Here is a 23,458-nt window from a genome sequence, read left to right on the forward strand (position 1 = left end):
TGCTCTTCAGGATGAGCTCTGGCAGGGGACGAATCCGGGATACGGTTCTTTGACCCTCATGGTGAGGAGCACGGCGACGCCGTGCGTCTCGAACCATGTGGCCCGCGACTAACTCGGCGTCAGCAAATTCAGCTTGGCATTCGCCAGGATCAGGCGATCGGCCAGCAATTGCGCGAGATTGCGCATGATCCGCTCGCCGGCGCGCGGATGCTGCTTTCGGAAGCGTTCGAAATCGCGGAGCGGGATTTCGTACGAGGTCGCGGCCATGTCGGCGAACACGTCGGCGGAGCGGTGTGGCTCCAACAGCGCCATCTCGCCGAACGGCATTCCGGCCGTCAGCGTCGCCAGGCGTATGCCGTCGGGCAGGGTGACATGCACCACGCCGCTCCTGAGAAAGAACACGGAAGTTGCAGGATCGCCGGACGCGATGATCTTTTCGCTCGCCTGATAGGTCCGGATCGAAGCGAGCGAGGCGAGATCGGTCAGCTCCTCGTCCGTCAGTCCCGCCAGCAGCGCCTGTTCTGAAAGTTCGGTCGCCTCGAAGAAGTCGATCGCGCCACCGTAGCGATAGACCACCTGGTCTTCCGCCCATTCGATGGCGGCATCGAGCAAATAGTAGTTGCGGATGTTGCTGAGGCCTTCCGTCCATTTCCCGATCATCTTCCATTCCGGAGACGACCGCCTGATGCCGGACAGGACCACGGTGACATGATGGGCCGCCAGTTCGCGGAATTCCTCGGCGAGCAGGCGGGTGCCGGCACGGGTCATGGCCGTGACGCGGCGCAGGTCGAAGATGACGAGCTGCGGCCGCGGCTTGGCCGCGAGCTGGCGCGAGACGTAATCGACGTTGGAGAACGACAGCGTGCCCACCAGTTCGATCACGCGAACGTCCTCGTGGTGGGCGGCGAGGATGTTCTGTTCCTGCGCACGCCGCACGCGCCGTGACGGGCTGTTGCCGATGTCGTAATCGGCGATGATGCTGTTGCGGGCGTCGTCGCTGCGGTTGAGCATATGCAGGTCGTAGTGCGATGACAGCGCCTCGCAGACCTTGATGCCGCGTACGCTGTTGCCGTGCTTGTCGAGTTTCGGCGAATAGCTGCCGAGCCCGAGCCGCGCCGGCAGTGCCGCGAGGATGCCGCCGCCGACGCCGCTCTTGGCGGGAATGCCGATCCGGTAGATCCATTCGCCGGCGTAATCGTACATGCCGGAACTGGTCATGACGGAGAGCGTGCGCGAGATGGCGTAAGGCGTGAGCACCTGTTCGCCGGTCACGGGATTGATGCCGCGATTGGCCAGGGTGGCCGCCATGACCGCGATATCGCGCGCCGTCACCAGGATGGCGCATTGCCGGAAATAGACCTCCAGCACGGACGCCACATTGTCCTTGATCACGGCGTTGGTGCGCAGCAAATAGCCGATCGCCCGATTGCGGTCGCCGGTCGTGCTTTCGGAGGCAAAAACGGCGTCGTCGACGTCGAGCTCGCGCCCGGCAAACCGGCCCAGCGCCTGCCTGATATAGTCGAATGCGGCCTCGCCCTTGGCCTCGTGGATCAGGCCGGAGCAGGCGATCGCGCCGGCATTGACCATCGGGTTGAAGGGATGGTTTTCGGCGTTGAGGCGAATCGAGTTGAAGGGATCGCCCGACGGTTCGACGCCGATCGCGCTTTCGACCCGTGGCGCACCGAGCGTGTCCAGCGCCAGCGCGAACACGAACGGTTTTGACATCGACTGGATGGTGAACGGGATCTGGGTGTCGCCGACCTCATAGACATGGCCGTCAAGGGTGGCGAGGCTGATGCCAAAATGGGCAGGATCGGCCTTGCCGAGTTCGGGGATGTAATCGGCCACCGCGCCGCTGGTTTCCATCGTGAAATCGGCGTGGCACGCATTCAGGAACCGCAGCAAGGGCGGCTTCGAGCTGGTCCAGGCAGTGGGGCCGGCGTTAAGCGGAGGAGGCGATTGTTTCATCGCCTCCTGTTGTGCAACGCAATCAGGGTGCGCGCAACTGGTCCGGCACCAGGGTCTGGCGCCGTATCAGGAAGAGCGAGAGCAGGACGGTCGGGATCAGGATCGCCAATCCAAGAGAGGTGACCTGCCATTGCGACAGCGGCATGATGCCGCCACCGGGCGTCGCCACCACGAATCCCCCGATTACGAGCAATACCCGCAGCGGCCACTCCAGCGCGCCTGTGCCTCTGAGATCGCCGACAAACGCCTGATAGCCCTGGATGCCGCCGCAGATGAACAGTGTGCCAAAGCCCGCCAGCGCCATCAGTCCGAGCCCTTCCAGATACGGGCTGTCTCCCTGTAGCACCAGCGCCGGGTTCAGCACGAAGAAGAACGGAATGAAATAGATGATGCTGCCGACCCACATCGATTCCCATCCCGTCTTCATCGCCGGCGAGCCGGCGATGCCGGCCGCGGCAAAGGAAGCGATCGCAACCGGCGGCGTGATCGAGGACAGCATGCCCCAGTAGAAGATGAACATGTGCACGGCCATGCGGTTGAGGCCGAGCTTTTCCAAAGCCGGCGCCACCAGAATGGCAAGGAAGATGTAGCAGGCGGTCGTGGTCAGCCCGAGCCCGAGAATGAGGCTGGTGAATGCGCACATGCCGAGCAGCAGGAACGGATTGTCGCCGGCGATGCGCAACAGGTCGTTGGCGAGGCTGGAGACGACGCCGGTCATCGAAAACGCGCCGATCAGGAGGCCGCAGCCGGCCAGGATGCCGACCAGTTCGACGAAGGTGCGGCCGTTGACCTCGAGGAACTTGCTGATGGTCGCAAGCGTCCAGCGCGTTTCCTTGGAGAACACCTGGTTCAGCACCAGCAGCAGCGCGGTCGCGTAAAACGGCGCGTGGCTCTCGCGCTTGAAATACAGCAGCATCACGATCAGCAGCGCGATGACGAAGATGTAGTACCAACCTTCCTTGATGGTGTCCCAGACCTTCGGCAGCTCGGCGCGCGGAATGCCCTTCAGACCGTGGCGTGCGGCATAGGAATCCACCTGCATGAACAGGCCGACATAATACAGCACGGCCGGAATGATCGCGGCCATGGCGACATCGGCGTAGCTGATGTTGAGGAACTGGGCGATCACGAACGCGGTCGCGCCCATCACCGGCGGCGCCAGCACCGCGCCGGTCGAGGCGCAGGCCTCGATCGCGCCGGCATAGGAAGCGCGGAAGCCGCTCTTCTTCATGACGGGAATGGTCATGGTGCCGGCAGTCAGCACGTTGGAGATGATTGAGCCGGACATCATGCCGAGCAGGCCGGAGGCGAAGATGCAGACTTTTGCCGCGCCGCCCCGGAAGGTGCCGCACAGCGCAAAGGCGATATTGATGAAGAATTTTCCGGCGCCCGTCATCATCAGCGCGGTGCCGAACACCAGAAAGCCGATCACGGTGTCGGCGAAGGCCTGGATCGGAATGCCGAGCAGGCTTTCGCCCGACAGCACGTGATAGGAGGTCGCCTGTTCGAGTGTCGATTCGGTGCCGCGAAACGGCCCCAGCCATTTCGCGTCGGCAAACAACGGATACACCGTAAACGGCAGTACGCTCAGCAGCAGGCTCCAGCCGCCGGTGCGCCGCAACGCCTCCATCAGCACCACCCACATGATGACGCCGGCCACGATCACGTTCGTCGGCGCGCCGCCAAATTCCCAGCCGGCCTCGGCCGCCTTGCGGACGCTGCGCATCAGGAGAATGGCGCAGGCGAAAGTGGCGACAAAAAGCAGGATGTCATACCAGGGAATTCGATCCAGCGGCGCGTTCTCGGTTCCCGGAAAGATCAGGAACGTGAACGGCAGCATCAGCGCGATCAGGAGGTAGAAATACTCGGTGTTGAGCTGGGTGTAGCCGATGAAGAAGCGCAGCGAGAATTGCTGGTTGATGCACAGCAGGATGGTTACTGCGGTCGCAACCACCAGCGCCCAACGCCACGCCCCGCGCAACGAGCGCACGCGCGTGACTTCGGCTTCCTGCATGTTGGCATGCGGATCGTCGAACTCAATTCGTTGTGCCGGCGCGATTACGCTATCGCTCGCAGAAGGTGACATTATTTCCCCCGAGACGGTGTTCGCATTCGATCCGAGTGAATAGCGGCGGTGCTATTCAAACCCGTTCGGCATGTTGGCCTTGCTCAGCGCCGCAGCGCGCGCCTTCATCCAGCCGTCAAGAAACGCCTTGTCATCCGAAGGCGGGCTGTTCTTGCTGTAACCTGCCCATGCCGCGGCCAGCACTTCCTGGCGCTTCAGCAATTCCTTGTTGTAGGCTTCCTGTGCGTCGGTCCACTGACCGGCTTCCTTCATCGCCCTCGCGGCGCCCGGGTGCACCGGGACCACCCAGTTCTTGGTCTGCCGATCGACCGCAAGACCGGTCGCGCCCGGTGCGGAATCCTTATAAGCGTCGTAGCCCGTGATCATCGCCTTGGTGATGGCGTAGACCTCGTCGGCGGGCAGCGATCCATAGGACGTAAAGATCGGGTAGGGGTAGTTGCCGAGCTCGACCGGCTTGTCCTTGGAGATGCCGGCGCCGCAGGTCGCGACGTGAGGGAAGAAGAACGAGCCAACCTTTTTTACCCGTTCCCACCCGGCCTTGTCGCCGGGAGGCAGCGGCGGCCAGATGATGCCGCGCGGCGATGTCTCGAGTTCTTTCGCCGGGCCGGTGATGGTGGTGGCGAAGGCGGCATCGACATCGTTGTTGACCATGCCCTTCCACATCGCACCATAGCTCGAGAACTCGACGACCTTGACGTCGCTTTGCTTGAGGTCGCCGAAGGCCAGGACCGCGAGCGCATTCTGGTTCAGTGCCGGCGAGCCGACCACGAAGCCCACGCGCTTGCCTTTGAGCTGTTTGATCTCGGTCACGCCGGTATCGCGGGCGACGCCGAGCGAGCCGGCGTTGCAATCGACCACGGACAGCACGAGCTGCAGGGGTTGCGGACCCCATTCCTTGGTCCCGAACTCGAACACGCCTTCCTGGGCGAAATAGGTGCCGGAACCCATCGCGGACATGGCCGCGCGCTTGGCGCGCAGCGGCGCCAGTCGCGCCACGTCGTTGCCGGCCGGCAGTACGCGGACATCGGTGCCGTATTTGTCCTTCATCATCTTGCCGACGCCGACGGCGATGTTGAAGCCTGCGGTGCCGGTGTCATAGGCGGTGACGACCATGGTCGGCGGCAGTTTTACGTCTTCGGCGGATGCCGCCGGTAAGGCCAGCAGCGAAATGCCGGCAAGGGCGATTGGCGCAACCGCCTTCAACCGATGAATCATAGTTTTCCCCTCAGATGGTTCGCGACGCGAATTCACTCGTTGGCGTTGATCATGTCATTGGCTGCTTGTGATGGCAACGTTAGGTGCGCATACGTCAACATCTAAGCTGGACAGATTGTCGCGGAATTCATCGCAAGCAAGTCTATCAAGCAAGGCTATAACGTGATCCGGTTAAGCTTCGATGATCGCAACGACCTGTCCTTCAGCGATGACGTCGTCGAGCTTGACCAGGATGGCCTTGATCCTTCCTGCCGTCGTCGACGTGACCGGAATTTCCATCTTCATTGCTTCGACGAAAGCGATCTCGTCGCCGTCGCCGACATTGCCGCCGGTTGTGACGGGCAGCGCGCACACGCGGCCGGCGACTTCGGTGACGATCTTGATGTCTGGCATTTCCGCTCTCCCGGGGACCGTCTGACGGACTGGTGTCCTCGTGAACGGCTTTTTGTTGTGGCCGCAGATTGCCTGAGGTAGTTTGTTCTGCAAGTGGAATTTTATTCCGCAGGGCGGAATGGAGCCATAAAACATGGGAAGACGCTCGGAACGGCTTAGCAAGCAGGGAATGCTCGCCAGCGATCTCGCAGGCGAGGGTGATGTGATCCAGGTGGTGTCGCGAGCGTTCGACGTCTTGCGCTGCTTCGAGGGTCATGAAGCGCGACTGGGCAATCTGGAAATTTCCAGCCGCTGTGGTCTGCCGCGCTCAACGGTATCGCGGCTCACGCACACGCTGACGCGGATGGGCCAGCTCGTCTATCTGCCGCGCGACCAGAAATACCGTATCGGTCCAAGCGCGGTGGCGATGAGCACCTCGATGATGAAGGGGCTGCAGCTTCGCAACCTGATCAGGCTGCGGTTGCAGGACGTCGCCGATCAATTGCCGGGCACTGTTGGCTTCGTGATTCCCGATCGCTTCCATCTGGTCTATCTCGAATTCGCGCGGGCAGCGAATGCGCTCGGCCTGCACGAAGGCACCGGCAGCCGCATCTCGATGACGAGCACCGCGGCCGGCTTTGCCTACACGGCAGCCCTCGATACCGAAATCGGCGACGCCTTGATCGCCGAAATGGAGCGCGAGATCCCGGGAAACTCGGGATTGTTGAAATCGCGCATCGACGACAACCGTCGCCATTTGCGCGAACACGGCTATGTCGTCGGCTGTGGCACCTGGAGCCCGCATATCAACGGTTGCGCGGTGCCGGTGTGGTCGCCGCAATATCAGACCTTCGTTGTTGCGACGATCGGTCTTCTTTCGGCGATGTTCGATGAGAAGCGGTTGCACAGGGAAGTGGCGCCGCAGATGCTCCAGCTCGGTGCGGCGCTCGGCAGCCTGCTCGAAGGCGCCGAGGGCGACATCTTCACCAACCGCATCGAAAGAAAGCCGCTACCGGTATCGACCCATAACAACAAGATCATCAAGACGGAGGATACGAATGAACTGGAAGCCGGAGCTCGACGAGCTCGCTCGGCGCGAAGCGTTCGCGCGCGAGATGGGAGGCGTTGACAAGGTCAGGCGTCAGCATGACCAGGGCCGGCTCACGGTTCGTGAGCGCATCGACGGACTGATCGACAAGAATTCCTTCCATGAGATCGGCGCGATTTCCGGTAGCGCCGAATACGACGAAAACAGCGAACTCAAGCAATTGACGCCGGCCAACTGCGTGTTCGGCCGCGGCAAGATCGATGGCCGCACCGTGGTGGTGGTCGGCGACGATTTCACCGTGCGCGGCGGTTCGGCTGACGCCTCGATTTCCGCCAAGCCGCTGATGGCCGAGGAGATGGCGCATGATTTTCGCCTGCCGATCATCCGTGTGATCGAAGGTTCGGGCGGCGGCGGCTCGGTGAAGACGATCGAGACGCGCGGGGCTGCCAATCTGCCCGGCGGGGTTGGCGGCACACGCTGGTACTGGTTCACGATCGCGAACATGGCACGCGTGCCCGTGGTGGCCCTCGGGCTCGGTTCGGTCGCGGGCCTTGGCGCGGCGCGGCTTGCCGCCAGCCATTATTCAGTCATGACCCGGAATTCCGCGATGTTTGTCGCAGGTCCCCCGGTCGTGAAGCGCCTCGGCCAGGACCTGACGAAGCAGGAACTTGGCGGCGCCGAGATCCAGACCCGCGCCGGCGGCGTCGACGATGCCGTCGACAGCGAGGAGGAGGCGTTCGAGCGCGCCAGGCGTTTTCTGTCCTATCTGCCGTCATCGGTGTACGACGTGCCGCCGACCACACCCTGCACCGACGATCCCGAGCGCGCGGAAGAATCGCTGTTGAAGGCGGTGCCGCGCAATCGCCGCCAGGTCTACAAGATGCGTCCGATCATCGACGCCGTCGTCGACAAGGGCTCGTTCTTCGAGGTCAACGCCAATTTCGGCCGCCCTGTTATCACCGGGCTTGCCCGGCTCGAAGGCCGCGCAGTGCTGCTCTTGGCGAGCGATCCCTTCCACTATGGCGGGTCGTGGACGGCGGAGGCCTGCCAGAAGGTGGTGCGCTGGGTCGATTTTGCGGAAACCTTCCATCTTCCCGTCGTCTACCTAATGGATTGCCCCGGCTTCATGATCGGGCTCGAGGCTGAGAAGTCGGCGACCATCCGTCACGGCGTGCGCGCGATGGCGGCGGTCAACCAGTCGACCGTGCCCTGGTGCACCATCATCGTACGCAACGCGTTCGGCGTGGCCGGTGTCGTGCACCAGCCGGCCAACCGCTATTCGATGCGCTACGCCTGGCCGTCGGCCTATTGGGGCTCGCTGCCGCTGGAAGGCGGCATCGAGGCGGCCTACCGCGCCGACATCGACGCCGCGGATGATCCGGCCTTGAAGCTGAAAGAGATCGAGGATCGCCTCAACAAGCTGCGCTCGCCGTTCCGCTCGGCTGAAAAGTTCTGGGTCGAGGAGGTGATCGATCCCCGCAAGACGCGTTCGCTGTTGTGCGAGTTCGCGCGGCTGGCGGAACCGATTCGGAATGTGGGGCCGCCAACGAACATGTCGACACGGCCGTGACTAACGTCATTCCGGGGCGATGCGAAGCATCGAACCCGGAATCTCGAGATTCCGGGTCTGGTGCTAACGCACCATCCCGGAATGACAGGCTAGATCACGCCGCGACCGGCTTCGGCCGCGAGATCGCCAGCACGATCAGCGCCGCCACCACGCAGAGCGCGCCTGCAACGAAAAAGGCCGGCAGGTAGGTCGCAAGAAGCGTCCGCGACAGGCCAGCACCGAACGCCGCGACACCCGCACCCAACTGATGGCCGGCAAAAATCCAGCCGAACACCAGATTGGCGCGCTCGGGGCCGAAGCGTTGTGCAGTGAGCCGCACGGTCGGCGGCACCGTTGCGATCCAGTCCAGGCCATAGAACATCGCAAACAGCGACAGGCCGTAGAACGAGAAATCGGTGAACGGCAGGAACAACAGCGACAGGCCGCGCAACCCGTAATACCAGAACAGGAGCCAGCGGTTGTCGTAACGGTCCGACAGCCAGCCGGAGGCGATGGTGCCCACGAAATCGAAAATGCCCATCGCCGCGAGCAGGCTTGCCGCCTGCACCTGCGGAATGCCGAAATCGAGGCACATCGGGATCAGATGCACCTGGATCAGGCCGTTGGTGCTGGCGCCGCAGATGAAGAAAGTGGCGAACAGGATCCAGAACACGCCCGACTTCGAGGCGTCGCGCAGGGTGCCGAGCGCGGCCGCCATGATCGGCATGGTGTTCGGCGGTGGCGCCGGCAGCGGTTCGGTGCCTTCGTCGCCGAACGGCCGCAAGCCAACATCGCTCGGCCGGTCACGCATGACCATCAGCACGGCGAAGGCGGCGACGCCCAGCATCACGCAGACCAGCGCCAGCGCGATCCGCCAGCCATAGCGATCGGTGAGGCTCGCCAATAGCGGCAGGAAGGCAAGCTGCCCGGTCGCAACGCTCGCGGTGAGGATGCCGACCACAAGACCGCGCCGCGCCGCAAACCATCGCGCGGCGATCGTGGCGCCCAGCACCAGCGCCGTCATGCCGGTGCCGAGCCCGATCACCACGCCCCACAGCAGCATCAGCTGCCAGACCTGCGTCATCGCCAGCGATGCGACGAGACCGGATACGACGATCAGCAGCGCCAACAGCGTCACATTGCGCAGGCCGTAGCGGTTCATCAGCGCGGCGGCGAAGGGGGCCATCAGCCCGAACAGGATGAAGCGGATCGACAGCGCCGAGGAAATCTCCGCCGTGGTCCAGCCGAATTCCTTCTGCAGGGGTACGATGAAGACGCCGGGCGCGCCGACCGTGCCGGCGGAAATCAGGGCGGTGAGGAAGGTCACGGCGACCATCACCCAACCGTAATGGATGTTGCGGCGGGCGAGGGTGGCTGACAGCCAGTTCGAGATCATTGAGCCTCAGAAGATTCCAGAGGGAAGATTCGCCGGTTTGGCTTAGGCATTCTGACGTGTTGGAAGTCTGACTTGAATGTCATACTTCCCTCATTTCAGGACATGACGGAGGAGTGCCGGCGCCAGGACCGATGCGCGTGCGGATCAACTACGGAATTTAGATTACACCTGTAATATTACGCACTGCAAAAAACCGCAATCGATCATCCCATGAGAAATTCTTGCCTTTCGCATGAGAGCAATTGATCGATCGGCGCCCTGAGGTAAAAATTGTCGCGAAAGGTCGCTATTCCAGCCCATCGAGCGCGGTCTCGATGGCCGTCCTGAAGGCCGCGACGTCGCCGAGTTTTTGGGCGAGCACCAGCGCAAGCCGGGTCAGGAACAGCGCTTCGCGCGCAGGTCCCGCCTGATCGATCGCGGTCGCCAGCGTCTCATAGGCGGTCTCGAAGTCTTCGAACGGCATGGCGCTCATGGCGTCTCGCTTCCCAGGCAAAGGCCTGCGGTTTTCAGGATCTCGCCGGGAACGACGGCCTTCCATCGCCCGGCAATGTGCAGGTCGGGCCGCAACAGATAGAGCGTGCCGGGCGCTGCCGCGAACAGGCGGGCGATTTCGCCATCCCGGTCCGCGATGGTTTTCGCGTCGGAGGCCGAACCGCCTGACGAGACCAGCACCGGAACGAAGCGCTTGTCGATTCGGCCCAGCTGCGCGAGCAGCGCTGCCTGTTCGCGGGTGGGTTGCCCTTCGCAGAACAGGATCGCCGTCATGCCGCTGCCGGCGCGATCCAATAGATAGCTGCCGTCGATGAGCCTGGCGTTCGGCGCGACGTTGCCGCAAGGGGCGCCGCCGGCAAATTCAGCATTGCGTTCGGCGTAGGGCGTCAGCGGGCTTTCCGAATAGGTATAGGGCTGCATCTGCCGCGGGTTGGCGAGCCCGCGCGGAAATGCGTGCTTCAAACTGAGCGACAGCGCGGCCTCGCGCGCCAATCGCCATCCGCGGGTCGGCGGCGTCATGAAGCGCGTGCTCTTGGTGGCGTTGGCGAAGACATCGAGCGTGGCGCCGCGCCGCTCCGGCGAATAGCTGTCGAGCAGCCGCTCGTTCGCCTTGCCATGGAGCACGAGCGCCAGCTTCCAGCCGATGTTCTCGGCATCCGCCAGGCCATTGTTAAGCCCGCGCACACCGAAGATCGGCACGATATGCGCGGCATCGCCGATGAAGAACACGCGGCCGTGCCGGTAGTCATCGAGGCAGAGCGTGTTGGCGGAGTAGACGCTCCACCATTCCAGCTCCCATGGTTTGGTGTGGCCGACATCGGCAAGGATGGCGCCGACGCGCGCCCGGAGATTTTCCTCTTTCAAGGCATCTTGTTCGCTTTCGCCTTCGCGGAGCTGGTAATCCACGCGCCAGATATCGTCCGGCTGCTTGTGGATCAGCACCGTGCCGCCGGGATTGCCGGCCGGCTCGAAAAAGGCGCGGCGCTCGGTCGGAAAATCGTGATCCATGCGGATATCCGCGATCACATACCGGCCTTCATAATTGTCGCCTTTCAACCGCAGTCCGAGCATGGAGCGGATCGGCGAGCGCGCCCCATCGGCGGCGAGCACATAGTCGGCGTCGAGCCGGTAATCGCCCTCCGGCGATGAAATCCGAGCCGATACGCCATCGTTGTGGAGCTCGATGGCCGACAACTCGCTCTGCCAGCGCATGTCGATGAGGTCGCTGGTCGCGACCGCATCGTGCAGGAATTTTTCGATGTACTGCTGCTGCAGATTGTACATCGGCAGGTATTTTTCGCCCGGCGGTTGCGGCATCTCCAGCCGGAAAATCTGCTCGCCGCGATAGTAGCTGCGGCCGAACCGCCAGCCGAGCGCCTTTTCGACAAACGGCGCGACCGCGCCGACCCGCTCCAGAATGTGCATGCTGGGCCGCGCGATGCAGATCGCGCGGCTGCCGTCATTAAATGTGTCCTTGCGTTCGATCAGCACGCTCTTGATGCCGTACCGCGCCAGCACCAGCGCCGCCGTCATGCCGATCGGGCCGGCGCCCACGATCAATACCGGATGCCTTGCCGCGGCGCCGTCGAGTTCCGCAACGCGACGCGCAGCAAACCGCGGATAGTCGAAATAGAGCGATTCCAGCTCTCCCTTGCCGGCAGGTCTCATGTCTCCCTCCGTCTATTTCTTGCGGTCGAGAAACCCCTGCATCAGCGGCTGCGGCTCGCCGGTCAGGAAGGACTTTCCGAACACGCCGACGCTTAAGTTGACGGATTCGGTCAGCGGCAGTTCCTCCCATTGCCGCAGCAGCGCCTTTTGCGCGCGCAGCGCTTCGGGCCCGCATTCGAGCAGCGCGTTGACCGTATGCTCGACCGCGGCATCGAGTCCGCCTTCCTTCGCCACGACATCGACCAGCCCCCAGGCGAGCGCGGTGGGCGCGTCGATGTTCTCCGCCGTCATCACCAGCCAGCGGGCGCGGCCCCAGCCGATCAGCCGCGGCAGCAGGGCGGCGTGGATCACCGAGGGGATGCCGACACGCACCTCCGGCATGCCGAACTTGGCATCATGGGCCGCAATCCGGAAATCGCAGGCGGCGGCGACTTCCAGTCCGCCGCCGAGGCACCAGCCGGGCAGCCGCGCGATCACCGGCGCCGGAAAATTACGCACGGCTTCGCAGAGGTCGCGCAGCCGCGTGATGAAGGCCTCCGCAGATTTATGGTCGAGCTTCGCCATCTCCTTGATGTCGGCGCCGCCGATCATGCTCTTCTCGCTCTGGCCGGCCAGGATGACCGCGCGGATGTCCCTGTCGCCGGCGAGCTTCTCGAACCCTTCGCGCACACCATCGGTGACGGCGGAGGAGAGGATGTTGAGGGTGCCTGCATTGCAGATCGAGAGGCGAACGACACCTCTGCCGTCGCGGTCGATGCCGCAATGGGAATTGAGCATTTCCATGTTGTCGTTGTGGCTCCCTTGGGCGGGCGTGCGCTGAGAGTGCCACTTCCTTGGCAAGGACTGGTCTTGTCAAGGGTCGCGGGCGCAGAGTTCCCTGCAGCGTTTTCCAGCGAAGTGGAGACCGGTTCGCGCTAAGAAAACGCGTCAAATCAAAAATCTAGAGCCCCGTTCCGATGGAATCGGAACGGGGCTCTAGGCTGGCGCGCGATGGATTCGCCGCGAGGCCGCCTCATAGGCCGCGGCTTCCGCTGCCGCCAGCCGCTCCAGCCGCACCGGGACGTGCTTGTGGTACGGCGTGCCGGCGATAGGATCGCGGTTCCCGCTCTCGGTCAGCACATTGACGCGAGGGCCGTTGTTCAGCCGTTCGCCGTCGGCGGCCGGATAGTCCTGGCCGTAGCCGTGCGGCAGCGCAAGCTGGCCGCTGCGCATGCTGTCGTCGCGCTTGCAGCGCGCGACCACGCGGCCGCCGGCGGATTGCACCGCGATCCATTCGCCGTCTTCCGCGCCGAGCGATGCCAGATCGGCGGCGCTGATGAGCAGCGCGCCATCGGGATCGTCGCGGCGCCAGGCGGGATCGCGAAAGATCTGGTTGGCGTTGAACATGCGCCGCTGTCCGGCGGCGAGCACGAAGGGATAGTCGCCGCGAGGGATGGCGTTCGTTGGATCGAGTTTGCCGAGCCATTCCAGCATCGGCGCGATCGAAAGGTGAACCTTGCGGTCGGGATGCGAGACCAGCGACCATACCTCGTCGTAATCGTGCTCGGTGAAGGCGGCGCCGTTGCGCGATCCCACGATGGCGTCGAACAGCACTTCGCCGAGCATCTCGTCCGGAACGTCACGGCCCGCATCGAGCGCGCGGCGCACAGCCTGGGGCGAACGTTTTGCGCAGAGATGCGCGGCCTGCCACAAGGGCGCGGCGGCGGCCGTGCCGTCGGGCAGGGTGGCGCCCAGCGTGTTATAGAGCACGAGCGCGCCGAGCGCTGCCAGCTGCGGATTGGCGCCCATGAAGGCGCGCAGTTCCGCGGCGAAGGCCGGCCGGGAACGGAAGGCGGCTTCGCGCAAAGGCGCCAGCGCGTTATCGCCGGGCAGGAGGCCGAGCGCGCGGCTCAGTCGCGTATAGATTTCCGGCTCCGGCAGAGTGCCCTCAAGGGGCGCGACCACGCCGGCGCGCACATGGAAATAGTTTCTCGGGAATTCGAAGTTGAAGAGCGTGAATTCGGTCTTCTCATATTGCGAAGAGGCCGGCAGTACGTAATGCGCCAGCCGCGCCGTCTCGGTCATGGCCACGTCGACCACAACGACGAGGTCGAGCGCGCGTAGCGCGGTTTCGACCCGCGCGGTGTTCGAGGCGGTATTGGCGGGATTGGAACTGTCGATCCATGCCGCGCGCAGGCGGTCGAGATGATCGGACAGCACCGCATCAGGAAACAGATTGGGCGGCAACAGTCCGCCGATCACCTCGATATCGGCAGCGGCAAAGCGCTGGTTCGGCGAGTTACCCCACAGCGGTACCAGCCAGCTGTGCAGCTGGTTGGTGCCTTTGCGGCCAAAACTGCCGGTCAGCATGATCAGCAATTTTTCGAGATACGAATTGAGCGTCGAGTTGACGCCCTGCTGAATGCCGAGCTCGACGCGGACGGTCATCGCTTTCGCCGCAACGATCATGTCGACGCATTGCTCGATCTGCTGGAGCGGGATGTCGGCGGCATCGGCCCATTGTTCGACCGGAATCCGCAGCAGCGCGTCCCTGACCTCCGCATAGCCTCTGGTGTGCTGCTCGATGAATGCGTGGTCCACCGCGTCGCGCCGGATCAGCCGCGCGAGGATCGCGCTCAGCAGGAAGGCATCAGTGCCGGGACGGCCCGCGAGATGCAGATCGGCGCGCTCGGCGGTCTCGGAACGGCGGGGATCGATCACGATCATCTTGCGGCTTGGATCCTTGCGGATGTCGTTGAGATGGTCGCGCGCATTGGGAAAGCCGTGGGCGATCCAGGGATTGGCGCCGATCACGAACAGCAGGTCGCAGTGGTGCACGTCCTCGGCGGTGTGGCAGGTCTGGCTGCCGAACATGTGGCCGTTGACCCAGAAATCACCGGTCTTCTCCTGCGACAGCGCGTTGAAGACATGGCGGGAGCCGAGCGCGCGCAGGAGCGCCGTGGCATAGGCGCCGCCGGCATGATTGCCCTGGCCACCGCCGCCATAGAGCGCAAGGCTCTTGCCGCCATGGCGATCGACCACGTCGTGCAATTTTGCGGCGATCTCGGTAATCGCGGTGTCCCAGTCAATCGCGTCGAAGCCGCCATCGGCGCGCCGGCGCAGCGGCGTGGTCAGGCGATCACGGTGATGTGCATAGAAGGGAATGCGTGCGGCCTTGTTGCAGAGATAACCTTTGGATTTCGGGTTGTCGCGGTCGCCGCGCACTTTCGAGATGCGGTCATTTTCGACCAGCACTTCGAGGCCGCAATTGACATAGCAGAGATTACAGGCGGTCTTCCGCCAGTCGGGACTCGGCATGGCCATCTCTTCCATTGTTGGACCGGATCAGTATATATGATGACTATCATTCAATCAACCGGCCGCCACGGGCCGTCAAAGGAGAGCGATCATGACGGCGGGCAGCGCCCAACGAGCCCCGGAAATTCCCGATCTGTTTTCCTTCGACACGCGGCGGCATCGGGTGGTGGAGTGGCAGGCGCCGGGTCCGGTGGCGAAGGCGGCCGCAGGCAAGTCCGGGCTGGAGATCATGTGCGCGATCCGCGACGGCATCCTGCCACCGCCGCCGATGGCCCGATTGATCGGCCTTGAGATGCGCATCGCGGAAGCCGGCCGAATCGTGATGGAACTCGATCCGGACGAGAGCCTGGAAAATACCATCGGCCTGCTTCACGGCGCGACCGCCGCGGCGCTGCTGGATACCGCCATGGGTTGCGCCATTGCCACCATGCAGCCGGCCGGGCAGACCTCGGTCACGCTCGACCTCAAGCTGACCTATCTGCGGCCGCTGTCGGTGCGATCCGGCAAAATCTCGGCGGAAGGCAAAGTGGTAAAACTCGGCCGTCAGACCAGCTATGCCGAAGGCTTCGTCCGCGACGGCGCGGGCAATCTTGCAGTGCACGCGACTGCGACATTTACGATGATCGGCGGTGAAAAAGCGAAATAGATGCAGCTTTTCGCCCGCGCAACTGCTATTATATGACTGCAGACATTTAATGGGATGGTCGATGCGTTATTCGAAAGAGCACAAGCAGGAGACCCACGCGCGGATCGTCAAGAAGGCCTCGGTGCGGCTTCGCGAAAAGGGCGCACATGGTATCGGCGTCGCCGATCTGATGAAAGAGGCTGGCCTGACCCATGGCGGCTTCTATGCCCATTTCGATTCCCGCGAGGCGCTGGTGATCGAGGCCTTTGGCTATGCGATGGATCGCGCGGTCGAGCATTGGCGCAAGCTCGCCGCTGAAACGCCGCCGGAAAAGCGGCTGTCGACGATCGTCGATTCCTACGTCTCCGCGGTGCACCGCGACGATCCCGGCCGCGGTTGCGCGGTTCCCACGCTCGGCGCCGAGATTGCCCGCGAAAGCGCAAAGACCCGCAGGGCCTTTTCCGCCAAGCTGGAACAGTTGATCGATGTGATGGCCGATCAGATTCCGGATGTGCCGCGAAAGACGGCCCGCAAGCAGGCGATGGGCGCGCTGGCGACCATGATGGGTACCCTGGTGATGTCGCGCGTTGCGGGCAGCGGTGAACTTTCCGACGAAATTCTCGCCTCCGGCCGCGAGGCGGTGCTGGGACGAGCGGCGGCCACGAAGCCGGTTGCAACGAAGGCGCGAGCGAAGGTGAATTGATCGTAGATCGTACCGGGTTGCGTTCGCCGCGGCGTCATCGCGCCGGCTAGCCGGCCGCCCGGGCCCAGTTGATGAACGACTTGATCAAATCCATCTTCGGGTGCTCCGCGCGATGTACGATGTAGAAGCCGTAGCCCGGCAGCTTGATCCGGGAAACGGGCACAAGGGCGCCGCTCGCCAGCTCTGGCCTCACCAGGATATTACTGCAGATTGCGATGCCCTGGCCCGCAATGGCGGCTTCGATGGCGTGCAACTCCTCGCGAAAGCTTAGGCTGGGAAGCGTGGCAGTGTCTGGCACAGATCGATGGCGACGACTGGCCACACGCAGCCAGCGTTGCCATCGCGGCGCATCGGAATCGGCTGGCGGCCACTCGGCTTCGATCAGAGGAAGCCGGCCGAGCTCCGCTGGACTGAGCGATCGCCGCAAATCGCCAACCAGCTTGGGGCTCGCTACGGCGTAAAACTCGTCGCGAAACAGCTCGAAGGAGGGGCCGACCGTCGGAGGTTTGCGGGCGTAGCGGATTGCAACATCGGCATCGCCAGCCTCGAGATCGATCACCGCGTCGGTACCAATGATGTCGAGTTTCAGCCGCGGATAAATTTCACGCCAATTGGGCAACCGCGGCACGAGCCATCGTGCGGTGAAAGCATTGGTCGCCGTCAAGCTCAGCCGTCCGCTGGCGCCGCCGCTGCGTATCTTGCTCAACGCCTCGGCGAAAGTCTCGAAGCCGTCGCGAACAACGGGAAAGAGCTGTTGGCCCGCCCGCGTGAGTGCCAGCGGCCGCGGCCGGCGTCGAAACAAGGATTGCCCGCAGTGACGCTCCAGCAATTTCAACTGATGGCTGATCGCGGTCGGAGTGACGCCCAGCTCGGCAGCGGCCAGCCTGAAACTGAGATGGCGAGCGGCTGCCTCAAACGCACGCAGTTCGGTGAGCGGCGGCAATTTGCGCATGTCGGCATTCTAGATGAATTGATTTCATCTGCACCTGAATTCTTCGAATTTGCCGCACCAAACTCTGCTCTCTAGGATGCCGGCGGAAGAAATAATGGAGACGCGCGTGCTCGTGACAGCTCAAGGCGGTGTCTCGGAATATCTGGCGGCCATCGAGCAGCTGGCGCCGCTCATCAGGCAACAGCGACATGCTTTCGACGAACAGCGAAGGATACCCGATCAGGTATTCGGGGCGCTGGCCAAGGCGGGGCTTTTCCGGCTGTACCTGCCGAAGACACTGGGAGGACCGGAGCTATCGCCGTTCGATTTCATGACCGTTGTCGAGGCCGCCTCCGCACTTGACGGCTCGCTTGGCTGGCTGGTCGGGAATGGCGGCGGGATGAGCCGGATCGGTGGCTACTTGCCGGAGAGGGTGGCCCGCGACTGGTTCGCCGACCCGCACGCGTTCATCGTCAGCGCAACCGGGGCGATCGGGACAGCGGAACGTGCGGAGGGAGGCTATCGCGTCAGCGGGCGCTGGCCCTTCGGCAGCGGATCTCATCACGCGACCCGGTTCATGGGACTGGCTGGTGTCAAGACCGCTGACGGCCGGGATGAGCCGCCGGTCTGCTGCTATTTCGCCAAGTCGGAGGTCCAGATTCACGACACCTGGTTCGTGTCCGGCCTGCGAGGCACCGGCAGCTGCGATTTCGAGGTCCACGACACGTTTGTGCCGATTGACCACACGCATCCTCTGACCGATCTCAAGCCGACGCACCCGGCGCTGCTCTACCGCCTGCCTGGCCTGTCGGCATTTGCCTGGACCGTTTCTGTCGTTCCGCTTGGGATCGCGCGGGGAGCGATCGATACTTTCATCGAGCTTGCCGGGAAGAAAGCACGCCAGGGCAGCACCATGCTGATGCGTGACCGCGAGGCGGTTCAAGGCATGGTGGGGCGTGCAGAGACAGTGCTGCGAGCCGCGCGCGCGTATCTGGTTGACGCCATGGCGGAGCTCATGGCGGCGACCGACGTCGGAGGCGATCGCCTTTTGCAGGCGCGCGCCTTCTTTCGTGCCGCTTGCTCCAACGCAGCCGAAACCGCGGTCCGGATTGTCGATGCGATCGCGGCCGATGCCGGTACCGCGGCCATCTTCGAAACCGGTACGCTGGAACGCTCGGTTCGTGACGTCCATGCCGCCACCAAGCATGTGGCAATGAGTCCGAACAGCTATACCGTCGCCGGGCGCCTGACGCTGGGACTGGAAGCAGGCACCCCGCGTATTTGAGAATGACTGTGGAGAGGTCCGCCCGCGTCACGCTGAGGATGAGGCAGGCCCGGCCAAGCGTCCCCCAAACAGCGCGCGTTCGCGCTCCACCGTCTCGTGGATGTAATCGGCGACCGCGCGAATTCGCGCCAGATCCTTGCTGTCGGCGTGCATCAGCATCCAGAAGGTGCGCGAAATCCTGATTTCGTCCGGCAATACCGGCCGTAGTTCCGGATGCGCCGTCGCCATGAAATGCGGCAGCACGGCAATGCCAAAACCGGCAATGGTGGCGTTGAGCTGCGCGATCAGATTGGCGCTGCGGAATTTGGCGGAGATTTTTGGTGAGACCTGCGGCAGGTAGTCCAGTTCCGGCGTGAACAGCAGTTCTTCGATATAGCCGACGAAGCGATGCCCGGGCAGGTCGCCACGGCTTGTGATCTTTGGCGCGCGGTCGAGATAGGCGGGCGCGGCGTAAAGCCCGAGGCTGTAGTCGAGCAGCTTGCGGCCGACGATCCGGCCTTCCTTCGGCATCGTCAGGCTTATCGCAATATCTGCCTCGCGCTTCGACAGGCTGAACAGCCTAGCGGTGGCGACGAGCTGCAAATCGAGATCGGGATACCGCTCGGTGAATTTCAGAAGCCGCGAGGCCAGAAAGTGGCTGCCGAACCCGTCGGGTGCGCCGATCCGGACCGTGCCGGTGAGCTGGGCGCGCGAGCCGCCAACCGCCTCCTGATTGGCGACAATGGTGGATTCCATCGCCTCCGCGCTGTCGGCGACGCGCTGGCCGGCTTCGGTCAGGAGGTAGCCGGTCTTACGGCGATCAAACAGTTTTGCTGACAGATGCCGTTCCAGGCGGTCGACACGCCGGATTACGGTGGCATGATCGACCGCAAGCTGCTTGGCGGCAGCGGAAACCGATCCGCCGCGGACGATCGCCAGCACGAAACGGAAGTCATCCCAGTCGATGGTCTTGGTGCCTTGATCCAGCATTTCCGCACATCTAAGGTGCAATATATCGGACTTGTATCCTAAGAAATGCAGGTCAAAAAGGGCTCCAAAGGGATCCAGCCGAGACTTCAGGGAGAAAATTCATGCGCTCAATCGGACATTTCATCGGTGGCAAAGAGGTCAAGGGCACGTCCGGGCGGACGGCCGACGTTTTCGAGCCGATGACGGGCGACGTCCAGGCCAAGGTGGCGCTCGCGTCCAAGGCCGAGGTTCGCGCTGCCGTCGAGAACGCCAGGGACGCCCAGGCCGAGTGGGCCAACACCAATCCGCAGCGCCGTGCGCGCGTGATGATGAAATTCCTCGAACTAGCGCAGCGCGACTACGACAAGCTGGCCGATGTGCTGGCGCGCGAACACGGCAAGACCGTTCCCGACGCCAAGGGCGACATCCAGCGCGGCCTCGAAGTCGTCGAATTCGCCTGCGGCATTCCGCATTTGATGAAAGGCGAGTACACCGAAGGCGCCGGCCCCGGCATCGACATTTATTCGATGCGGCAACCCTTGGGCGTTGTCGCCGGCATCACGCCGTTCAATTTCCCGGCCATGATTCCGATGTGGAAATTCGCGCCCGCGATCGCCTGCGGCAATGCCTTCATCCTGAAACCCTCGGAGCGCGATCCCGGCGTGCCGATGATGCTGGCCCAATTGATGATCGAGGCGGGGCTGCCGCCCGGCGTGCTCAACGTCGTCAACGGCGACAAGGAAGCCGTCGACGCCATTCTCGACGATCCCGACATCAAGGCGATCGGCTTTGTCGGCTCGACGCCGATCGCGCAGTACATCTACGAGCGCGCCGCGCAAACGGGCAAGCGCTGCCAGTGTTTTGGCGGCGCCAAGAACCACGCCATCGTGATGCCCGACGCCGACATGGACCAGACCGTCGATGCGCTGATCGGCGCCGGCTACGGCTCGGCCGGCGAGCGTTGCATGGCAATTTCGGTCGCGGTGCCTGTCGGCAAGACGGCCGCCGACCGCCTGATGGAAAAGCTGATCCCGCGCGTGGAGTCGCTCAAGATCGGCACCTCGGTCGATCCGTCCGCCGATTACGGCCCGCTGGTGACGCGCGAAGCGGTCGAGAAGGTGAAGAGCTATATCGATATCGGTATCAAGGAAGGCGCGACGCTCGCTGTCGACGGCCGTGGCTTCAAGATGCAGGGCTACGAGAAGGGATTCTATCTCGGCGGTTCGCTGTTCGACAACGTCACCAAGGACATGCGAATTTACAAGGAAGAGATCTTTGGCCCGGTGCTGTCAGTGGTGCGTGCCCACGATTACAAGGAAGCGCTGGCGCTGCCGTCGGACCATGACTACGGCAACGGTGTCGCGATCTTCACCCGCGACGGCGACGCCGCACGCGACTTTGCCGCCAAGGTGAATGTCGGCATGGTCGGCATCAACGTGCCGATCCCGGTGCCGATCGCGTACTACACCTTCGGCGGCTGGAAGAAGTCCGGCTTCGGCGATCTCAATCAGCACGGCCCGGATTCGATCCGCTTCTACACCAAGACCAAGACGGTCACCTCGCGCTGGCCGTCCGGCGTCAAGGAGGGCGCGGAGTTCTCGATTCCGACGATGAACTGACGCGTCACAGCCCGGGGCGCGCGGAGATGCAGTTCGCTCTCAATGAGGACCAAATGGCGGTTCGCGACATGGCGCGCGAATTCGCCGCGGAGAAGATCGCGCCGCATGCGCTGCGCTGGGACGAGGAGAAGCATTTCCCGGTCGACGTGATGCGGGAAGCTGCCACGCTCGGAATGGGCGGCATCTACATCAAGGACGACGTCGGCGGATCGGCGATGACCCGCTTCGACGCGGCGCTGATCTTCGAGGCCCTGGCGACAGGGTGCCCGACCGTGTCGGCTTTCATCTCGATCCACAACATGGCGTCGTGGATGATCGATGCCTATGGCAACGACACCCAGCGGCAAAAGTGGTTGCCGAAGCTTTGCACGATGGATCTGATCGCAAGCTACTGCCTCACCGAGCCGGGCGCAGGCTCGGATGCGGCGGCGCTGCGGACCCGCGCGGTGCGTGAGGGCGATCATTACGTCTTGAACGGCCAGAAGCAGTTCATTTCAGGAGCCGGTGGCACCGACCTGCTGGTGGCGATGGTGCGCACCGGTGGTGACGGGCCCGGCGGAGTTTCAACGCTCGTCATCGATGGCAAGACGCCGGGCGTTTCGTTCGGCGCCAATGAGCGCAAAATGGGCTGGAACGCGCAGCCGACCCGTGCGGTGATTTTTGAGAACGCCCGCGTGCCGGTCGAAAACCGTCTGGGCGACGAGGGCATCGGCTTCAAGATCGCGATGGCCGGGCTCGATGGCGGCCGCATCAATATCGCGGCCTGTTCGCTCGGCGGCGCGCAAAGCGCGCTGGAAAAATCGCTGGCCTACATGAAGGAACGCAAAGCCTTCGGCAAGCGCCTCGATGAATTCCAGGCGCTGCAGTTTCGCCTCGCCGACATGGCAACCGAACTGGAGGCGGCGCGAACCTTTGTCTGGCGTGCCGCCGCAGCTCTCGACCGCAAGGATGCGGACGCCACTATGCTGTGCGCGATGGCCAAGCGTTTTGGCACAGACGTCGGCTTCGAGGTCGCCAACCAGGCGCTGCAGCTGCACGGCGGCTACGGTTACCTCAGCGAATACGGCATCGAGAAGATCGTGCGCGATCTGCGCGTGCACCAGATCCTGGAAGGGACCAACGAGATCATGCGGCTGATCGTGTCGCGCAAGCTGATCGAGGGCGCGCGATGACGGCGACTGCCGCAGCCGCGCTGATCGAAGGTGACCTTATCGCGCAGCGCGAAGGCGCCTGCGGCGTCATCAGACTCAATCGTCCCAAGGCGATCAATGCCGTGACGCTGGAGATGTTTCGCGACGTCGACAGGGCGCTCGATGCGTTCGAGGCCGATCCTGCGGTAGCCGTGATCCTTCTGGAAGGCGCGGGCGAGCGCGGCCTTTGCGCCGGTGGCGACATCCGCGCACTCTGGGAAAGCTCGAAGGTCAAGGGCGATCTCGGCAAGATCCTGTGGCGCGAGGAATACATCCTCAACGCCCGGATCAAGAAATTCCCGAAGCCGTATGTCGCCTTGATGGATGGCATCGTGATGGGCGGCGGCGTCGGGTTGTCGGCGCACTCTAGCCATCGTGTCGTGACCGAGAAGACGAAGCTCGCGATGCCCGAAGTCGGCCTCGGCTTCTTTCCGGATGTCGGCGGCACCTGGCTGCTGTCGCATTCGCCGGGCGAGATCGGCACTTATTTTGGATTGACCGGGCAGACCATGAACGGCCCGGACGCGATCCATGCAAAGTTTGCCGACGCGGTAGTGTCGTCCTCAAAGCTGCCGGCCTTGCGCGAGGCGCTGACGAAAGTCGCGTCCGGCGCAACATCGGCTGACATCAGGAGGCTGGTTGACGGCTTTTCGAGCGGGGAGACGGCCGGGCCGGTTGCGGCGATGCAGGCGAAGATCGATGCGTTGTTTTCCCACGATCGCATGGAAGACATCGTCGGGGCATTGCAGCGCGATAGTTCCGACTTTGCGCAGGCGACATTGAAGACGCTGAACGAGAAGTCGCCGCGCGGCATGGTGGTGACGCTGAAGCTGTTGCGGCTGGCGCGAACGTCGAAGTCGCTGGAGGAATGCCTGGTGCGGGAATATCGCGCCGCGCTGGAAGTCTTCGCCAGCGACGATTTTCGCGAGGGCGTGCGCGCTGCGGTCATCGACAAGGACCGCAATCCAAAATGGTCGCCCCCGCGGATCGAAGACGTGACGCCGCAAATGGTCGCGCCGTATTTCGCCGAGATCGGCGCGGACGAACTGAAATTTCCCTGATCAAA

Annotated in this window: 19 protein-coding genes; 8 read left to right on the forward strand and 11 right to left on the reverse strand. The window is 63.4% G+C overall.

Annotated features, from left to right (window positions below; translation table 11 throughout):
* Nucleotides 1-108: 108 nt before the first annotated feature.
* From glsA to V1283_RS13500, 4 genes are all read right to left on the reverse strand, one after another.
* On the reverse strand, nucleotides 109-1,968 hold the full coding sequence (gene glsA, locus V1283_RS13485; protein ID WP_334386968.1) for a glutaminase A: 1,860 nt from the start codon (nucleotides 1,966-1,968) through the stop codon (nucleotides 109-111).
* Nucleotides 1,969-1,990: 22 nt separating this feature from the next.
* Entirely contained in the window at nucleotides 1,991-4,054 is a 2,064-nt protein-coding gene (locus V1283_RS13490; protein ID WP_334386969.1) for a TRAP transporter permease, read from the reverse strand.
* A 51-nt stretch (nucleotides 4,055-4,105) separates the two neighbouring features.
* A complete protein-coding gene (locus tag V1283_RS13495) occupies nucleotides 4,106-5,269 on the reverse strand; it encodes a TAXI family TRAP transporter solute-binding subunit (protein ID WP_334386970.1) in 1,164 nt (387 codons plus the stop codon).
* Nucleotides 5,270-5,440: 171 nt separating this feature from the next.
* Nucleotides 5,441-5,662, reverse strand: coding sequence for an acetyl-CoA carboxylase biotin carboxyl carrier protein subunit (locus tag V1283_RS13500; RefSeq protein WP_214487217.1), 222 nt, complete (start codon nucleotides 5,660-5,662; stop codon nucleotides 5,441-5,443).
* 133 nt (nucleotides 5,663-5,795) lie between these two features.
* On the opposite strand from V1283_RS13500, the gene V1283_RS13505 reads away from it, so the two are divergent.
* Together V1283_RS13505 and V1283_RS13510 are read left to right on the forward strand one after the other, a co-directional pair.
* Nucleotides 5,796-6,770 carry an IclR family transcriptional regulator gene (locus V1283_RS13505; protein WP_334386971.1) on the forward strand — a complete coding sequence of 325 codons (975 nt, stop codon included), beginning with the start codon at nucleotides 5,796-5,798 and terminating at the stop codon, nucleotides 6,768-6,770.
* Complete coding sequence (locus tag V1283_RS13510; RefSeq protein ID WP_334386972.1) at nucleotides 6,700-8,259, forward strand: acyl-CoA carboxylase subunit beta; 1,560 nt, start codon at nucleotides 6,700-6,702, stop codon at nucleotides 8,257-8,259. Before V1283_RS13505 ends, V1283_RS13510 begins: the two co-directional genes overlap by 71 nt.
* 94 nt (nucleotides 8,260-8,353) lie before the next feature.
* On the opposite strand, the gene V1283_RS13515 is transcribed toward V1283_RS13510, so the two are convergent.
* The 5 genes from V1283_RS13515 to V1283_RS13535 all read right to left on the reverse strand — a co-directional run bounded on the left by V1283_RS13515 (nucleotide 8,354) and on the right by V1283_RS13535 (nucleotide 15,091).
* Entirely contained in the window at nucleotides 8,354-9,634 is a 1,281-nt protein-coding gene (locus V1283_RS13515) for an MFS transporter (protein WP_334386973.1), read from the reverse strand.
* A 286-nt stretch (nucleotides 9,635-9,920) separates the two neighbouring features.
* Nucleotides 9,921-10,106 (reverse strand): hypothetical protein, encoded by a 186-nt coding sequence (locus V1283_RS13520; RefSeq protein ID WP_334386974.1) that lies wholly within the window; start codon nucleotides 10,104-10,106, stop codon nucleotides 9,921-9,923.
* Nucleotides 10,103-11,794, reverse strand: a complete 1,692-nt coding sequence (locus V1283_RS13525) for an FAD-dependent monooxygenase (RefSeq protein ID WP_334386975.1) — start codon at nucleotides 11,792-11,794, stop codon at nucleotides 10,103-10,105. Before V1283_RS13525 ends, V1283_RS13520 begins: the two co-directional genes overlap by 4 nt.
* A 12-nt stretch (nucleotides 11,795-11,806) precedes the next feature.
* The gene (locus tag V1283_RS13530) at nucleotides 11,807-12,577 is read right to left on the reverse strand and encodes an enoyl-CoA hydratase (RefSeq protein WP_334386976.1); all 771 of its coding nucleotides are present in this window, start codon (nucleotides 12,575-12,577) and stop codon (nucleotides 11,807-11,809) included.
* 192 nt (nucleotides 12,578-12,769) lie between these two features.
* Nucleotides 12,770-15,091 carry a molybdopterin-dependent oxidoreductase gene (locus V1283_RS13535; RefSeq protein WP_334386977.1) on the reverse strand — a complete coding sequence of 774 codons (2,322 nt, stop codon included), beginning with the start codon at nucleotides 15,089-15,091 and terminating at the stop codon, nucleotides 12,770-12,772.
* A gap of 91 nt (nucleotides 15,092-15,182) precedes the next feature.
* Between V1283_RS13535 and V1283_RS13540 the strand changes: the two genes are divergently transcribed.
* Together V1283_RS13540 and V1283_RS13545 are read left to right on the forward strand one after the other, a co-directional pair.
* The gene (locus V1283_RS13540; RefSeq protein WP_334386978.1) at nucleotides 15,183-15,737 is read left to right on the forward strand and encodes a PaaI family thioesterase; all 555 of its coding nucleotides are present in this window, start codon (nucleotides 15,183-15,185) and stop codon (nucleotides 15,735-15,737) included.
* Between the two features lie 61 nt (nucleotides 15,738-15,798).
* Entirely contained in the window at nucleotides 15,799-16,419 is a 621-nt protein-coding gene (locus V1283_RS13545) for a TetR/AcrR family transcriptional regulator (protein WP_334386979.1), read from the forward strand.
* Between the two features lie 46 nt (nucleotides 16,420-16,465).
* Here the strand turns inward: V1283_RS13545 and V1283_RS13550 are convergent, their stop codons facing one another.
* Nucleotides 16,466-17,371 carry a LysR substrate-binding domain-containing protein gene (locus tag V1283_RS13550; RefSeq protein ID WP_334386980.1) on the reverse strand — a complete coding sequence of 302 codons (906 nt, stop codon included), beginning with the start codon at nucleotides 17,369-17,371 and terminating at the stop codon, nucleotides 16,466-16,468.
* Nucleotides 17,372-17,465: 94 nt separating this feature from the next.
* Between V1283_RS13550 and V1283_RS13555 the strand changes: the two genes are divergently transcribed.
* A complete protein-coding gene (locus tag V1283_RS13555) occupies nucleotides 17,466-18,635 on the forward strand; it encodes an acyl-CoA dehydrogenase family protein (RefSeq protein WP_334386981.1) in 1,170 nt (389 codons plus the stop codon).
* 27 nt (nucleotides 18,636-18,662) lie between these two features.
* On the opposite strand, the gene V1283_RS13560 is transcribed toward V1283_RS13555, so the two are convergent.
* On the reverse strand, nucleotides 18,663-19,604 hold the full coding sequence (locus V1283_RS13560; RefSeq protein WP_334386982.1) for a LysR family transcriptional regulator: 942 nt from the start codon (nucleotides 19,602-19,604) through the stop codon (nucleotides 18,663-18,665).
* 101 nt (nucleotides 19,605-19,705) lie between these two features.
* Between V1283_RS13560 and V1283_RS13565 the strand changes: the two genes are divergently transcribed.
* From V1283_RS13565 to V1283_RS13575, 3 genes are read left to right on the forward strand one after another with little or no spacing between them, the layout of a single operon-like run.
* Nucleotides 19,706-21,202: a CoA-acylating methylmalonate-semialdehyde dehydrogenase gene (locus V1283_RS13565; protein WP_334386983.1), complete on the forward strand. Its 1,497-nt coding sequence runs from the start codon at nucleotides 19,706-19,708 to the stop codon at nucleotides 21,200-21,202.
* 26 nt (nucleotides 21,203-21,228) lie between these two features.
* Nucleotides 21,229-22,374, forward strand: coding sequence for an isobutyryl-CoA dehydrogenase (locus V1283_RS13570; protein ID WP_334386984.1), 1,146 nt, complete (start codon nucleotides 21,229-21,231; stop codon nucleotides 22,372-22,374).
* Nucleotides 22,371-23,453, forward strand: coding sequence for an enoyl-CoA hydratase/isomerase family protein (locus V1283_RS13575; RefSeq protein WP_334386985.1), 1,083 nt, complete (start codon nucleotides 22,371-22,373; stop codon nucleotides 23,451-23,453). Before V1283_RS13570 ends, V1283_RS13575 begins: the two co-directional genes overlap by 4 nt.
* Nucleotides 23,454-23,458: the final 5 nt, after the last annotated feature.

This window comes from Bradyrhizobium sp. AZCC 2262, assembly GCF_036924535.1.
GTDB lineage: Bacteria > Pseudomonadota > Alphaproteobacteria > Rhizobiales > Xanthobacteraceae > Bradyrhizobium.